This window comes from Dokdonia sp. R78006, from assembly GCF_042466145.1.
Lineage (GTDB): Bacteria > Bacteroidota > Bacteroidia > Flavobacteriales > Flavobacteriaceae > Dokdonia.
The window spans coordinates 1,814,804-1,830,361 of sequence record NZ_JAXHBU010000001.1 but is presented as its reverse complement, the minus strand read 5'-3'; the positions used below and the strand labels follow the sequence as shown (position 1 = coordinate 1,830,361).

Annotated in this window: 12 protein-coding genes; 7 read left to right on the top strand and 5 right to left on the bottom strand. The window is 36.4% G+C overall.

What is annotated here, in order from left to right; genetic code table 11:
• Positions 1-8: 8 nt before the first annotated feature.
• From SJY37_RS08185 to SJY37_RS08160, 6 genes are all read left to right on the top strand, one after another.
• Positions 9-2,279 carry a hypothetical protein gene (locus SJY37_RS08185; RefSeq protein ID WP_298326792.1) on the top strand — a complete coding sequence of 757 codons (2,271 nt, stop codon included), beginning with the start codon at positions 9-11 and terminating at the stop codon, positions 2,277-2,279.
• A gap of 3 nt (positions 2,280-2,282) precedes the next feature.
• The gene (locus SJY37_RS08180) at positions 2,283-2,936 is read left to right on the top strand and encodes a hypothetical protein (protein WP_379952967.1); all 654 of its coding nucleotides are present in this window, start codon (positions 2,283-2,285) and stop codon (positions 2,934-2,936) included.
• A gap of 4 nt (positions 2,937-2,940) precedes the next feature.
• Positions 2,941-4,089 carry a gliding motility-associated C-terminal domain-containing protein gene (locus tag SJY37_RS08175; RefSeq protein WP_298326799.1) on the top strand — a complete coding sequence of 383 codons (1,149 nt, stop codon included), beginning with the start codon at positions 2,941-2,943 and terminating at the stop codon, positions 4,087-4,089.
• A gap of 67 nt (positions 4,090-4,156) precedes the next feature.
• Positions 4,157-4,438: a GNAT family N-acetyltransferase gene (locus SJY37_RS08170; RefSeq protein ID WP_298326970.1), complete on the top strand. Its 282-nt coding sequence runs from the start codon at positions 4,157-4,159 to the stop codon at positions 4,436-4,438.
• Positions 4,438-5,403 (top strand): GNAT family N-acetyltransferase, encoded by a 966-nt coding sequence (locus SJY37_RS08165; protein WP_298326802.1) that lies wholly within the window; start codon positions 4,438-4,440, stop codon positions 5,401-5,403. The genes SJY37_RS08170 and SJY37_RS08165 overlap by 1 nt, the downstream gene beginning before the upstream one ends.
• A complete protein-coding gene (locus tag SJY37_RS08160; protein WP_298326804.1) occupies positions 5,400-6,137 on the top strand; it encodes a M15 family metallopeptidase in 738 nt (245 codons plus the stop codon). Before SJY37_RS08165 ends, SJY37_RS08160 begins: the two co-directional genes overlap by 4 nt.
• Here the strand turns inward: SJY37_RS08160 and SJY37_RS08155 are convergent.
• From SJY37_RS08155 to SJY37_RS08135, 5 genes are all read right to left on the bottom strand, one after another.
• The gene (locus tag SJY37_RS08155; protein WP_298326807.1) at positions 6,134-7,096 is read right to left on the bottom strand and encodes a lipopolysaccharide assembly protein LapB; all 963 of its coding nucleotides are present in this window, start codon (positions 7,094-7,096) and stop codon (positions 6,134-6,136) included. The two genes, SJY37_RS08160 and SJY37_RS08155, sit on opposite strands and share 4 nt — an antisense overlap.
• A 46-nt stretch (positions 7,097-7,142) precedes the next feature.
• On the bottom strand, positions 7,143-7,667 hold the full coding sequence (locus SJY37_RS08150) for a DUF4136 domain-containing protein (RefSeq protein ID WP_298326810.1): 525 nt from the start codon (positions 7,665-7,667) through the stop codon (positions 7,143-7,145).
• 51 nt (positions 7,668-7,718) lie between these two features.
• Positions 7,719-11,858 carry a T9SS type A sorting domain-containing protein gene (locus SJY37_RS08145; RefSeq protein WP_379952966.1) on the bottom strand — a complete coding sequence of 1,380 codons (4,140 nt, stop codon included), beginning with the start codon at positions 11,856-11,858 and terminating at the stop codon, positions 7,719-7,721.
• A gap of 112 nt (positions 11,859-11,970) precedes the next feature.
• Positions 11,971-12,969 (bottom strand): GTPase ObgE, encoded by a 999-nt coding sequence (gene obgE, locus SJY37_RS08140; RefSeq protein ID WP_298326815.1) that lies wholly within the window; start codon positions 12,967-12,969, stop codon positions 11,971-11,973.
• Positions 12,970-13,020: 51 nt separating this feature from the next.
• Positions 13,021-14,136 (bottom strand): adenylate kinase, encoded by a 1,116-nt coding sequence (locus tag SJY37_RS08135; protein ID WP_298326818.1) that lies wholly within the window; start codon positions 14,134-14,136, stop codon positions 13,021-13,023.
• A 249-nt stretch (positions 14,137-14,385) separates the two neighbouring features.
• On the opposite strand from SJY37_RS08135, the gene purK reads away from it, so the two are divergent.
• On the top strand, positions 14,386-15,549 hold the full coding sequence (purK, locus tag SJY37_RS08130) for a 5-(carboxyamino)imidazole ribonucleotide synthase (RefSeq protein WP_298326821.1): 1,164 nt from the start codon (positions 14,386-14,388) through the stop codon (positions 15,547-15,549).
• Positions 15,550-15,558: the final 9 nt, after the last annotated feature.

Sequence of the window (15,558 nt, the reverse complement as noted above, 5' to 3'; positions counted from 1 at the left end):
ACAACACAATGAAAAAGTTTTTATTTATTATTCTATTATGTAGTTACGCTTTCGCGAAAGCGCAAACCACAGACCCTGCCCTATTAGTAAACATCCAAAAGGCATCTCAAGCAGAAATTGATGCTTTTAACATAGCTGATCTAGAAATAGGTATGCTCGTTTACAACACAGATATAAATCGAATATTTGAATATACCCCAACTGGGTTTCTAGCCATCCTAACACAAGCCGACGAAACAATAACGACACTTATTGACGATGGTAATAATGGCTTCACATATACCTCAGAAAATAGTACTGTAACTTCTTTTAGTATTAATGATGCTGATGCTGATGCTACAAATGAATTTCAAGATTTGAGCACAACAGTCACCATACCTAATGAAGAGGCACGTGTTAATATCACAGATGGCACAAACGCTACAATTAACATTCAGGATGCAGATGCTGATCCTTTAAATGAATTTCAAAATCTATCAAATGATGTAGTAACACCCAACCAAGAAGTTGAAATTCAAATATCTGATGGAACAAACACAACTATCAATATAGAGGATGCCGATGCAAACCCTTTAAATGAGACTAATACTGGTATTGCTTTTAATGGTACAGAATTGACAATTACCGACTCGGCTGGAAACCAAACAATAGACATTTCTAGCGTTAGCACAGATAATCAAGTTATTTCTTCAACAGTAACAACACCTTTAGAATTGGTTAATGTAGCTCTAGAAGATGGAGGTAGTGTAGATATCAATATCCAAGATGCAGATGCAGATGTAGAAAATGAATTACAAGATATCCAATTAACGGGTACAGAATTATCACTTACAACTCCAGCGACTCCTAGTAACCTAGTCGACCTTACTGATAAGATTACATTACCGATGTTATCAAATGGAACGGCAACCAATGATGAAATTTATTGGAATGGCACTGATTGGGTCTATGGTACTCGTGTAGCTACCGTAAATGGAAGTAGCCCAGATGCATCTGGAAATGTAGCTGTTACAATAGGAAGTGTTTATACTGGAGACACGGTTGATCCTGCATTAATTTCGGCAAATGAGGTGCCATCAGGCGCAGTAGAGGGAGATATTTATATTGTAAACAACTCAGCTACACCAGCAAGCGAAGTAGGAAAAACTTATGTTTATGATAATGACTCTACCACGTGGATATTAACAAACCCATTTAATGCAGTACTTTATGACCCCCGTTATGTAGAGGTTCAAGGCGATACAATGGTAGGTGATCTAAACATGAGCAATAACAGTGTTCTCAATATTGCTACTCCAGTAAATAGTGGTGACGCCGCAAACAAGGCCTATATAGACACCGTAGCTCTTATAGATAATGGTGATGGCTCTTTTAGCCTTTCTAATCCAGATGGAACTTTAGATATAGTAAACAAAGCAACCCTAACCGAAAATGTGGATGGAACATTCACATTTGATAATAATGACGGAGCACCAGTAACTATAGATATAATGAGTGCCGAAACACTTACAAGTATCGCTCTCAATGCTGATAATGCTAATATAGACTACATAGCCGAGGATGGTGCAACCACACAATTAGATCTCACTGCACTTGTACAGAACTTAGAAACTGTGACTACATTTGAGCAAGATGATACTACTACTGCTGTAAATCCAGCAGCAACAGGAGAAATCACATACACAGACGAGGATGGTGTTCCTTTTACGGCTCAAGTGGTAAGTGATGATACAAACAATCAAATTCAAGTAGGCACTAATGGTGGTGCTTATTTAGGACCGACTGTTTATACAGGAACGTTCATTATCTCAGCAGAAGGAACAGTAACGGTAACTGGAATTCCATTTGAGCCATCACAAGTAACTTTTGTTGCAAATGCAAATATTGAAAGTCTCAATATAGATACAGATAATGGCGTAGGTAACAATGATAGAGGTATTGACAATGCTTATGGAACGATGAATGGTTTTGCTCGCAATATAAATGGCTCTTTAGTACAACAAGCTATGTATTCTGGAGGTCACGGTAACTCTATAAACGATATTTCTCGCTATGCGAGTAGCAGCAATTGCATTGGTATACGCTATGGTGACCAGAATGGAAGTAGCCTTGGTAAAATAGAAGCCGCATTTGGAGCGTTTACAACTGATGGCTTTACACTAAATGTAAATTATACAGATGGTGTAATTACAGTAAACAGCGCAAATGCTCTGGTCGATATACAACCAGGAGATGTTAACAACGAAGCATTACTAGTCATTTTTACGGCATATAAATAAAGTATGAAACAAATATCCCTATATATTACAGCTTGCTTTTTTTTATTTTTTGCTTTCGCGAAAGCGCAAACATTAAATCCCCAGTTGCTATTGAAATTGAATGATGGCACAACAGCAGAAATAAACAATACGACTGGCGCTGAAGCCGGTGTTATGGCTTATGACAGTGACCAAAAGGTTGCAAAAATTTATGATGGCACTACATGGCAAGCAATGAGTACACCATCTAGAGGAAGTATAATCCTCAATAGAAATGGAGGGTCTGGAATACTTTCCACTGCTAATAACACTTACTTTGACATGCCTATTAATGCATCTCACATACAAGCAAACGAAGGAGGTTTATTTACTGTAATAGGTACTGGAGAGATTGAAGTTGCTCAAGATGGTCTTTACACATTATCTGCTTCATTGTCAAGCAGTAATATGCCTGCGGGTAATACTAAATATATTTTGGCAGCACGACGCAATGGAACTCTCATAGGGTATTTATCAAGAGGTTTTGTAACCTTACCCAGCAGAGATTATTGGGGAGCTTCTGGGACTATCTCATACGCACTCAATGCGGGAAATCGTATAAATTTTCAATATGTGATTAATGCTGGAGGATCTAGCCTCAATGCAGTATTCACAAACGCGTCAATAACGAAATTGTAATACAATGAAAAATATATTAATAATAATCATGGCTTGTTGTGGTTTCGCTTTCGCGAAAGCGCAAGAGACCGCACATAATTTTGGCAATGTTCAGATTCATCAAAGTGGATCAATAGGCTTTCATGGTGATCTTGTGAATGACGGAGACTTTGATAATAATTTAGGTCTAGCAGGTTTTTACAATCAAGACGAAGAACTATTTATTTTAGGTAACAACAAGCCTATTTTCTTCAATATGGAGGTAGATGTTCCAGAAGACCTCAACTTTGAGGTGTCTGTGGGTGTTACAAACTTTTTAGATTTTATAAACGGGAGAATCACAACCCCACGAGAAGACTTAGGAATTAATCTTGATTTTACTAACGATGCAATTTACTTAGGAGAAAGTGATGACAACCATGTGGACGGTTATGTTACAAATCAAGGTAATCTAGAGTTTGACTTCCCTATAGGTGATGATTTTAAAATACGCCAACTCACAGTAGTTCCTCTAGATCCTGCTGGTGACTTGTATCAGGCAGCATATTTCTTTGAAGATCCTAATACTCCAAGTACTCTTTCTGGATCTTTTGACAGGGATTCTTTTCAAAACACATTATCTATTATTGACCCTAATGAATATTGGGATTTAAATGGCACACTGCCAGTACAAGCTAGACTTACTTGGGATGAAGAAACACAAGTACCGGTACTTGCAGATGGCATAGAGTCTCTGAGAGTCGTGGGTTACTCTGAAGTTCTAAATAGGTGGGTTGACTTAGGAAATACACAGATTACAGGAAATGAAACTAATGGTCAGATTACATCTGACATCTTTGAGCCAAATGGTTTTTCTGCGCTTACGCTCGGGTCTGTTTTGAGAGGAGGCAGCTCCATAAATGTTTATACCTTCTTCTCCCCTAATGGTGATGGCATCAATGAAACTTTTGTCATAGAAGGATTAGCTACCAGTCCAGACAATGAACTATTCATTTTTAACAGATGGGGTGTAGAAGTTTTCTCGATGAAAAACTACGACAACTCTTTTGATGGAACCTCACAGGGAAGGGCAACTGTGTCTCAAGACGACAAACTGCCAGTAGGAACTTACTTTTATGTACTCAAACTTAAAGATCAAAAGGATCTAGCAGGTGCATTTTACATAAATCGCTAAATATTTCCCAAAAACGAACTTTGTTAGGCTGCTTTACTCTTTATTTATATTTTTAAATAAAAAAGTGATGACCATACAGCATAAAGAAAGAGAAGACAGAGGTGTCTTTTATATAAAAGGTGAAAATGGTATTATATCAGAATTAACCTATTCTAAAGATGATAACTCTATCATCACCATAGACCACACAGAGACTAAAATCCCACAGGAAGGTCAAGGCTTTGCTTCAAAGCTTATGGCTCACGCTGTAGCATTTGCAAGAGAAAATAATCTTAAGATTAATCCGCTATGTCCTTTTGCAGAGGTTCAATTTGATCGTAACCCAGAATTTAAAGACGTTCTAGCGTAATGACTACCATTCTGGAAACAGAACGTTTATATTTAAGAGCATTTATCTATGAAGATGCTAGGCATCTTTATGAAATGAATAACAATCCAGATGTTATTAAATACACCGGAGATAGCGCGTTCAAAAATCTAAAAGAAGCTCAGGATTTCATAAGTGAATATATTGGGTTGCGCACTATTAAAACAACCAAAGATTCATCAAAAGAATCTTTGGCGAGATATGCTGTCATTAGAAAAGAAGATAACGCATTTTTAGGATGGTGTGGGCTTAAACTACATAAAGATAAAGGAGCAGTAGATATAGGGTTTCGGTTTTATAAGCAATACTGGAAACAAGGATATGCTACAGAAAGTACCAGAGGTTGTATAGCTTACGCTTTTTTAAATCTACAATTACCATTTATAATTGCTCACGCACATGTTGATAATCTACAATCTCGCAAGGTTTTAGAGAAGTGTAGTATGAATGAAATAGAAAAGATTAATTACGACAATAATCCTTCAATCTTGTATCGTCTAGATAATGAAGATTACTCACTTCGGGAAATTGACGCTCAAGATACGTGGCCAGTAAGACATCCTGTTTTACGAGCTGGAAGACCCCTTGAAGATGTATATATGGAGGCAGATGAAAAAGCTACTACTTTTCACCTAGGTATGTACCACCATAACAAAATTGTTGGTGTAGCCAGTTTTATGGGAGATACTTACGAGGAATTTACAGGCGTCCAAACACGTTTACGAGGAATGGCTGTATTACCAGAATATCGCAATAAAGGAATAGCCGCACAAATACTTAATAAGGGTGAAGAAATCTTAAAGGAAAGAAAACGCAACATCTTATGGTTTAACGCTCGTACTGTTGCTCTAGACTTTTATAAAAACCTAGGCTATAAAATGATAGGGGAAGAATTTGATATTCCGCAAGTAGGCCCACATGTTAGAATGAAAAAAGATTTATTATGAACAGACGCACATTTTCAAAATTAACATTGCTAGGAGCCGTTGCTGCTTCCCTCCCACTTCACGCAACGACGTCATTTTTTCAAGGTATTTCTGAAGATGAATTACTTGGCAAAGGTGCTCCGCTTCTTACTAAGACCTCAACATACAGACTTCGACCGGAAGCTGCAGTTGCTTATGAAGAGATGAAAAGTGCAGCGCTTAAGGAAGGTATCAAATTCCAAGTAGTATCTAGCTATAGAGACTATAACCACCAAAATAGAATCTGGGAACGCAAATACAAAAGCTTTCGCGAAAGCGGACTCAACCCTACTGCGGCAATTGAAAAAATAATTGAATACTCCACCATCCCTGGAACTTCAAGACATCACTGGGGTACAGATATAGATATTGTAGACGGCACTCCAAAAGTATCTGGAGGACTACTCGTACCATCTAAATTTCATGGTAATGGGCCCTTCTGCAAGTTTAAAGAATGGATGGATAAGAATGCAAATACTTACGGCTTTTACTTAGTCTACACAGATGACCAAAATCGTAAGGGTTTTAATTACGAGCCGTGGCATTACAGCTTTAAAAGTTTGTCACTTGACTATCTTAAGAAGTACCAAGAATTGCCTATTAAAAGCAAGTTACAATCGGCTAAATTATTAGGAAGTGAAAATTTTACAGAGGCGTTTATAGATCGCTATCTCCAAGATAATGTGATGGATATTAATCCAGCCTTACGCTCTTAAAGCAGCTGGATTTCCTTGCGTTCTAGTAGCGCTTCTTTAAAGTCAGAACGACTGGCTAGTGCTTTACCTATCCATTGCTCTGCTTTTATTTTATCTCCTTTATGCTTGTAAATCTGCGCTAGACGCAAGTAAGCCCAGTCTTTTGGCACTCCGTCTTTGGCTGTATAATTATCAATGTATTTATGTAAACAAGATATTCCTTGATCTAGGCCTATTCCGTATTGACCAGCGATTTTCCCAAACTGATAATGCAATCTATTATCTTCTTCATGCTTAGTTTGAGCAGCCTTTACCGTAGCTAGTGCCTCTTCCGGCTTATTGTTTTTTTCGTAATGTTCTTGTAATTTCTGGTAACAAGTTACAGAACCACCTACTTGAACTGCCTTTCTGTAATTTACCTCTGCGTCATTAGGGCGATCATTATACTCTGCAATATATCCATGAGCTAGATACCCATCTACTGGTGATATGCTTGCAAGCTGATCTGCATATTTCATGGCTTTATCTTCACTTCCACCTATGATACTTGGTAACTGAATATAAAACTCAATAAGCGCCCATCTGGCTTCTATATGTTTTGGGTCTAATGTAGCTGCAGTTTCAAAAGCTTCCTTGATATCGCCTATCATCGTCGCCGCTCTCAGCTTATTTACTGCTAGCGCTTTCATACCCATCACACCACCATATTTATAATGATAGTTTGCGCTGTTAGGATATTGCTCTACAAGCTGCTCATAATATGATATTGCATCATTCCAATTTTCGGCGTAGCCTTCGATGTCGCCTAAGTATTCGATAGTTTTTGCATGAGTGGGATGCGTAGATAAGTATGTTTTGAAAAATGGTTTTGCTTGTTGATATTGTTCTTTCTTAAAAAGAGTTTCCGCTTTCGCGAAAGCGGTATCATTTTGTGCTACCACAAAAACAGGAAAACACAATAAGAGAATCCATTTTATCATTTTCAAATTTTTATCAAATATATACCAATATGATGCCAAAACTGATTTACTTCTGAGGTGGATATTTACTTAAAATTTTTTCGGCCAGCTTCTTAAAATGAGCTTCCTTTTTTTCAGGAGACGCTTTTACCTTTACATTGCTCTCACTCGTCGCCTCCCATAAGGTAGCTTGCGCATTTTGAGCTTCATAAATGGTAAAGACAAGCTGTAAGTGCCTTTCGGCTCCTCCTATAGGAATCCCACCACTTACGCCAACTCCCACATTACCCCCACCTCCACCAAGACCTACGCCTATGGTGTTTCTAGAGTTAGTCTCAAATTCGTCTGCTTTTATTTTGATGAAAATATCATTTTCCTGCGTTTTTACAAAACCTCGAGATTGCAATATACTATCTGTATATTTTAAGAATCTACGCTCGTCAAACTCTGATAAGCCTGATGGCTCAGAGAAGTCGTAATCGTAATTTTTATAACCAGCAATATCTTTCTTAGTATCGTAATCATAATCTACATACATCGTCCCGCAGCTAGTGAGCATTAATGAGGCGATAAGACATAAAAAAATCCGCATATCCTTTGTTTTGTATAAAGATAACAAAGGATTATGCAGATTGTTGTTATACTAGTTCTTAATTATTCTCTTAGTAAATATCCCTTGATCTGTATTTACTTTTAAAAGGTAAAGACCTGTAGATAATGAAGAAATATCAACATCTTTTGATGTAGTTTTTAAAACAACTTGCCCATATAGTGAGAAAAGTTCTATGTTTTTAATCTCTAAGGAATGTTCTGATTCAATTTTAAAATAATTAGAGCTTGGATTTGGAATTACCTGTATTGTTTTATTTGTGAACTTTTGTATCGAAAGTGGTTCCACAACAGTTGTGACAACAGTATTTGTAATGATAGGCTCATTGAAATCAAAATAAATATTTGCTGTGTTTTCTACTGAATCACCAATTATAAGATTATCATTAGTTTTAATCTCAAAAGCTATATATCCATTACTCCCTGGTGCGTCAACCTCCTCAGGAGGCAGGTTGATATCTTCAAATATGAAAGCAATTTCATTACCATTAGTAATCTCAACTCTATAGTCATGACTTGCATCTAAAATCCTAAAAGAACTCCAATCTAAATTTTCACTAAGAGTGTCTGTCACTACAACCTCAAGTGCATCTGCAGTTCCAGTATTTTGAAAACGAACGAGGTAATCGAGATAATCCCCCACTTGTTCCTCTAAAATTTCTGATCCCTGAACTACCGCTTTATCATTAGGATCATAAGAATTTACAACAATCTCTTTAAGTGCTATAATGTTATTTCTAGTATTAACATCTTCATTAAGAGGTGTAATTTGAACTACTGAACTGAGCTCTTCTCCACCTTGTACTGTAGGCGGTATAAATAATTCAAAACTAACAACAAAAGTCCTACTCTCAAATGGAGCAAGGTTGGCGTATTCCCACTCTATGCTGTTTTCGTTAATTGATGTAGTAGACAGTGATGAATTTTGATAAAACATAATTTCATTATCAAATTCATATATAATGTTCCCGCTCACGGGTAGTGTACCTAGGTTTTCATATTGAATTACATAGGAAGCTATTACTCCTGGTCTTGGATCTTGTAATGGTAACAGTGAAATACTCACATCAATTCTCTCATTTTCTGCGATAAGGCAGAAAAGAATTTCTTCATTCTCTCCCAAGTTTTCAAAAATAGTCTCAATTGTATCAGGTGAACCTATAAAATCATCGGGCAGTGAGGACTGAACCACTGATGAAGTATAAACTCCTGTAGGCACATTTAATTCATAATAACCATCTCTATCTGTGATTGAGGTGTATGTATCTATTCCATTAGTTGTGCTGATTATGATATTACTCGCATCATAATCAGAAGTATCACAACCATCATTGTTAAAATCAAAAGCTAAAGTACCCGAAATCGTATTGAAATAAACTTCACAAGCATCTTGTATCTCCTCAATAGAATTACAGCCCTCGCTGTTATTGTTAATTGTCGCAACTCCACCACTATTGAGATAATTACAAATGGCTAGGTTACTGCAAATTTCTAATATGTTGTTATCCGTAATTTGCAGTGTGTTAAGAGAGGTTGTCATCATGCTACCTAAAGCAGCTATATCTGTAAGTAGAGGATTTGCTGTGATTACAATTTGTTCTGTACCTGAAGTCAAATTATTTAATCCTTGAAGACTTTCTAACACCTCATTCTCACTAATAATTACACCCGACTCTACTATCGTAAGACCATCAAATCCGTTTAAATTGATAAGCATCTCATTTGATATTATACTTATAATTGCTGCTGAATTAATATTTGACAAAGCATTAATATCACTAAGCTGGCTCGTACCGTAAATATCAATTTCTAATATGGATGACTGTGCATTTGGAAATCCATTTAAAGAGGTTAACCCTGTAGCCGCAATTATCCCTAAAATATCAATACGTTGAATATTATCAAACCCTAAAAGATTCGTTAAAGATGCGTTTCCATATAAACTTAAATGTTCAACAATAAGTTCAGATGAAAATGTTGCAAGTGAAGTCAATTGTTCATTTTGATTAATTTCAAATAAGTCTACACTTACAAGTTCTTCCAAGCCACTAAGATTTTCTAGCAAAGGATTTCCAGAAATAACCAATCCATTTTCTACACTTGTAATTACATTAAGCGGTGTTAAATCAACGATATCATTACCTTCTATAGTTAATCCGTTAAGTATCCCATTAGGGCAATTTAAATATAGCGTAGGGAAATTATCAACCTCTTCTTGACTACTTAAAACTATTGGAAAGTCACAAGGTCTACAAAGCATATCGACCTCTTCAACCGAATTACATCCCTCATCATTGTTTGCAATAATAGCCTGACTTCCATTTGCGATATAGGAGCAAACAAAATCTGCCGTACAAGTACTTAATATATCGTTGTCTGTAATATTTAAATCATCTATTCCCGAACTCAAATCAACTCCATTCAATCCTTCAAGATTGATTAAGCTATCGTTATTGACAATAGAAATACCCACAAATACATTTTGCAAAGAAGACAAACCACTTATGTTTTCTAATAAAGTATTGTTTGAAATTGTCAAATAATGAATAGTTTCAAAACTAGGCAAGTTAACAGTTGTAAGATTTGGATTGTTATTGAGTGTGAGATCCATTCCTTCATTATAATTGTCTAATCCAGATAAAGAAGTTAAATTCTCATTATCTGATAGTATCAAACTAAAAACAAAACTGACATGCTCTAAACCTATTAAGTTTTCTAACGCATCATTATTTACTATATAGACTTCTCCTATAGACGAAAAATCAACACTTTGCAATCCCTCTAATGAATTTAGAGATGAATTGTTCTCAACCTTCACAAACGTATTTATATCAGACGCTGCATTAACAAGATTACTTAATCCTTCTATTGATGTCAACTCTGGATTATTTGATATGATAAGTTCTTCACCAGAGTATGATACAAGATTTTCAAGTCCCTGAAGATTTTCTAAAACCGTATTGTTTTGTATAATGATATTTCCAAGAACCTCAGAAATATTAGATAATGGAGTTAAGTCTGTAATATCACTTCCTTCTATAACTAGTCCGCTGATTATTGAACAATCAGGATAATTAATGGATATAGCGTTTACATCATCTTGAGAGTTTAATATAAGATCCCCAGAAGGACAGGCAACACAGTTTTCTTCTACTTCTTCTATACTATTACAGCCAGGAGCATTATTATAAATATCCAAAAATGCGTTGGTCGTATTGCCTATTAAGTTACACAGCCAAAAAGAACTACACTCTGACAAGTTTTGGTTATTAAATAATGAAAAATCAGATATCAAATTCTGATCAATTCCATTTAACGCACTTATATTTACAAGTTGATTGTTATTAATAATATCAAAAGATAAAAAGTTATTATAACCACTTTCGATTCCGTCTAGACCATCAAGGGAAGTAAGTACGGGATTATCAAGTATAACAATCATACCCGCTACACTTATTCCCGAAAGAGCACTTATGTTCTGTAAAGCATTATTATTACTTACCTCAAGAATATCAATAAACCCATAAGCACCATCCAATCCTTGTAGACTTGTTAATGAATTGTTATGGGATATTGAGAATTGACCAGCACCTGTAATCTGAGCATTACTGAGCCCACTAATTGAAATTAATGATGCATTATACACGATATTAAATAGCGGAGCATCTATTATTTCTGAGATACCTACAAGTCCATTGAGATTTTCTAAAACGGCATTATGAGCAACTGTAAATTCAGAGGTGATGATTGAAGCATTTGCAAGGCCATCAATCTGACTAAGAGATGCATTAAATGATATATCAAAAGACAATCCATCTACAGTAGTTAAACCAGATAATCCATCTAAATTTTGTAGAGCTGGATTGTTAGAAATACGAAAATGAGTACCTACTACACTTTCTAAATTCTGTAACCCATCAAGGCTTTCTAAGTTGTCATTATTAATTATAGAAAGACTTTCTACAGCTGTTAAGTTTTGTAATCCCGCTAGATTAGTAATATCTAGTCCATTTATTTGTAACTCTTGAAAAATCTCCGTGCAATTAGGATATTCCACAAGAAAAGAGTCTACATCTTCTTGTGAAAGTAGTTGTATAAACCCACTAGATGGACATTGAGCAATTAAGGGTAATGTTAAAAAAGAAAGTAAAAAGGTGAGTAATAGTCGTTTCATAAAAAATGGTTTCTTCCGCCGAAAATAGTTAAATAACTATTATTGACGTAAGAAACCACTTATAAATAAATAACTAAATGACTAATTATCACGCTTTCGCGAAAGCGAAAATCTACTCATTCATCATTTTCCACAATGCATCTTTAAGCTCTACAAGACCTTGTTGTGCAATAGAAGAAATAAACAAGTACGGTATTGGAAGTTCTCTATCTAGTTCTTCTGAGACTTCTGCTTTTAGTTCTTCATCGAGCATATCACTTTTTGTGATTGCAATGAGTCTACTTTTATCTAGTAATTCTGGATTGTACTTTTGAAGCTCGTTAAGAAGTATTTCATACTGCTCTGCAATACTATCTGCATCTGCAGGAATCATAAACAGTAGTGTAGAGTTACGTTCTATGTGACGTAAGAAACGATGTCCTAATCCTCTACCCTCAGCAGCTCCTTCTATAATTCCAGGAATATCTGCCATTACAAAAGATCTAAAATCCCTATAAGCTACAATACCTAAGTTAGGCTTAAGTGTAGTAAACTCATAGTTGGCAATTTTAGGCTTTGCCGCTGTAATTGCCGCTAGCAAAGTAGATTTACCTACGTTTGGAAATCCTACGAGACCTACATCTGCAAGTACTTTAAGCTCTAAAGTAAGGTGTACTTCATAACCATCTATACCTGGCTGTGAGTGCCTAGGAGTTTGGTTTGTACTCGTCTTAAAGTGCCAGTTACCACGACCTCCCATACCACCTCGAGCGGCAATAAATTCTTGACCATCTTCTGTGATTTCAAAAATCACCTGATCGGTCTCTGTGTCTTTTATAGTAGTCCCTAGTGGCACTTCTATATATTCATCTACTCCATCATGACCTGTAGATCTTGATTTTGCACCGTTTCCTCCGTGACCAGCACGCAAGTGTTTTTTAAATTTTAAATGTATAAGGGTCCATAGGTTAGTATTTCCTCTTATAATAATGTGGCCTCCACGACCTCCATCTCCTCCATCTGGACCACCCTTCTCAATAAACTTCTCACGGTGTAAATGCGCAGAACCAGAACCTCCATTTCCAGAGGTGGTGTGAATCTTTACATAGTCTACAAAATTTCCTTCAGTCATCTTTCAGCTAGCCTTTTATTTCTTTAATTGTATATAAGTACACAAGTACTATTATAAGGTGTCAATCACCTTACTTAATCTATCTGTAATCTCACTCACCGTACCTACGCCGTCAACACCATGGTACTTATCTTGCTTCTCATAAAATCCTTTTAAGATAGCAGTCTCTGCATAATACACTTTTATGCGGTTGCGTATTACAGCCTCATCTGCATCATCTGCACGACCAGAAGTCTTACCACGTTCTAGTAAACGTTGCACAAGTACTTCATCATCTACCTCTAGCGCTACCATACCAGAAACTCCAGTATTCTTACTTGCTAGTAATACTGCTAGCGCTTCTGCCTGAGCCTCTGTACGAGGAAAACCATCAAAAATAAATCCTTTGGCATCAGCATTTTTCTCTACCTCTGCGTTGAGCATTTTTATAGTTACGCTATCTGGGACAAGCTGTCCTTTATCAATATATGACTTTGCTAGTGTTCCTAGCTCTGTAGCATTTTTGATATTATATCTAAAAACATCACCAGTACTTATATGTACTAGGTTATACTTTTCTTTTAAAACTTCGGCTTGTGTTCCTTTACCGGCACCTGGAGGGCCAAATAAAACCAGATTAGTCATCGTAGATTCTTTAAGTTTATAAATGGATGTAAGATTACGTCCCAGACCATTATAGTCTAGACCATATCCTACTACAAAATCATTAGGTACTTCTAGCCCTATATAATCTATTTTATAAGGCTTTTTATAAGCGTCTGGCTTATAAAGTAGCGTTGCTATCGTAAAGGAAGCAACCTCTTCGTCTTTAAGTATTTTTATTATCGTCTCTACAGTATTCCCAGAGTCTACTATATCTTCTACTACAATCACATCGCGTCCTTTAAGTGATGGCTCTGCTCCCATTACGGTATGAATTTCATCACTTTGTTGCGTTCCTTCATAACTCGCTACCTTGATAAAGCTCAATTCACAATCATGATCAAACTTTTTAATAAGCTCTGAGCTAAAGAGAAATGCACCGTTAAGCACCGTAAGAAATACTGGACACTTGCCTCTGTAATCTTCATTAAGACGCACAGCCACACCGTTTACGGCATGTTGCACATTTGTTTTTGTAATAAATTTCTCAAAAGAGAGGTCGTGTAGTGTGATGGTATTTTTCATAATAACAAAGGGCAAAGATACCAAGAGGAAATGACAATTGCCTTAAACCCAAAACCCAAATCTCAAAAGGACTTTTTTCAACCACTTCTCAAACTCCATCCTAAGGAAATTTGTACTTTTGAAAACAGTAATTAGATGCTATAAAAAATCGAGCTTCGGTGGTTAGTCTGCTGTGTTTGATCAAAGAAATAACTTTTAATTAGATCTCATAGGTCTGCACATAAAACCCCTAAAAAGGGATTTAATATTATGACAAACTACTTCTCTTCACAGTTTAAACTTGGAATTTTAGGCGGTGGCCAGCTCGGTAAGATGATGCTTTATGACACTAGAAAGTATGATATTCAGACATATGTGCTTGACCCTAGTGATGATGCTCCTAGCAAGATTGCTTGTGATCATTTTGAGCAAGGAAGTCTTATGGATTATGATACGGTAGTCGCTTTTGGCAAAAAAGTAGATGTACTTACTTTTGAGATAGAAAGTGTAAATATAGAGGCCCTTGAAGCACTAGAAAAAGAGGGGGTGAAAGTGTTTCCGCAGCCATCTGTGTTGCGCAACATACAAGACAAAGGGATACAGAAAGACTTTTATGCACAACATGATATTCCAACAGCGGGATATACAAAGTACGCTTTCGCGAAAGCGGTAAAAGAAAACTTAGACACAGCATCAAGTGATATCGAGTTTCCATTTATCTGGAAATCATGCACGGGAGGATATGATGGAAAAGGAGTCTCTGTTGTAAGAACCGCCGAAGATTTAGACCACCTACCTCAAGTACCATGCATCGCCGAAAAAATGATCCCATTTAAAAATGAGCTTGCAGTAATTGTAGCTCGTAGTGTATCTGGCGAAGTAAAGACATACCCTGTGGTAGAAATGGAATTTCACCCAGAAGCAAACCAAGTGGAGTATGTAATTTGCCCCGCTCGTATAGATGAGAATGTTGCAAATAAAGCTCGCGCAATAGCAGAGCAGGTTTCAAAAGCATTTGGCCATGTAGGTCTGCTTGCTGTTGAGATGTTTCAAACAGAAGATGATGAGATTCTTGTAAATGAAGTGGCTCCTAGACCACACAATAGTGGTCATTATAGTATAGAGGGAAGTTTTACAAATCAGTTTGAGCAACATCTTAGAGCTATTTTAGACTTACCGTTAGGAAACACAGATAGTAAAGTAGCATCTGTAATGGTAAATCTAGTAGGTGATGAGGGACATACAGGCGCAGTAAAATATAAGAACATAGAACAAATTATGGCAATGGATGGTGTAACACCACACATTTATGGCAAGAAGGAAACAAGACCTTTCCGTAAGATGGGACACGTTACCATTGTAAATCACAATCTTGTAAAGGCAAGACAAGTAGCTCAAGAGGTTAAAGAAAACATACGTGTAATTGCACAATAAAAAATTAGA

Excerpts from the sequence above, each read along its gene's own strand:
- SJY37_RS08185 (WP_298326792.1), top strand. The coding sequence starts at position 9 with ATGAAAAAGTTTTTATTTATTATTCTATTATGTAGTTACGCTTTCGCG.
- SJY37_RS08180 (WP_379952967.1), top strand. The coding sequence starts at position 2,283 with ATGAAACAAATATCCCTATATATTACAGCTTGCTTTTTTTTATTTTTT.
- SJY37_RS08175 (WP_298326799.1), top strand. The coding sequence starts at position 2,941 with ATGAAAAATATATTAATAATAATCATGGCTTGTTGTGGTTTCGCTTTC.
- SJY37_RS08170 (WP_298326970.1), top strand. The coding sequence starts at position 4,157 with ATGACCATACAGCATAAAGAAAGAGAAGACAGAGGTGTCTTTTATATA.
- SJY37_RS08165 (WP_298326802.1), top strand. The coding sequence starts at position 4,438 with ATGACTACCATTCTGGAAACAGAACGTTTATATTTAAGAGCATTTATC.
- SJY37_RS08160 (WP_298326804.1), top strand. The coding sequence starts at position 5,400 with ATGAACAGACGCACATTTTCAAAATTAACATTGCTAGGAGCCGTTGCT.
- SJY37_RS08155 (WP_298326807.1), bottom strand. The coding sequence starts at position 7,096 with ATGATAAAATGGATTCTCTTATTGTGTTTTCCTGTTTTTGTGGTAGCA.
- SJY37_RS08150 (WP_298326810.1), bottom strand. The coding sequence starts at position 7,667 with ATGCGGATTTTTTTATGTCTTATCGCCTCATTAATGCTCACTAGCTGC.
- SJY37_RS08145 (WP_379952966.1), bottom strand. The coding sequence starts at position 11,858 with ATGAAACGACTATTACTCACCTTTTTACTTTCTTTTTTAACATTACCC.
- obgE (WP_298326815.1), bottom strand. The coding sequence starts at position 12,969 with ATGACTGAAGGAAATTTTGTAGACTATGTAAAGATTCACACCACCTCT.
- SJY37_RS08135 (WP_298326818.1), bottom strand. The coding sequence starts at position 14,136 with ATGAAAAATACCATCACACTACACGACCTCTCTTTTGAGAAATTTATT.
- purK (WP_298326821.1), top strand. The coding sequence starts at position 14,386 with ATGACAAACTACTTCTCTTCACAGTTTAAACTTGGAATTTTAGGCGGT.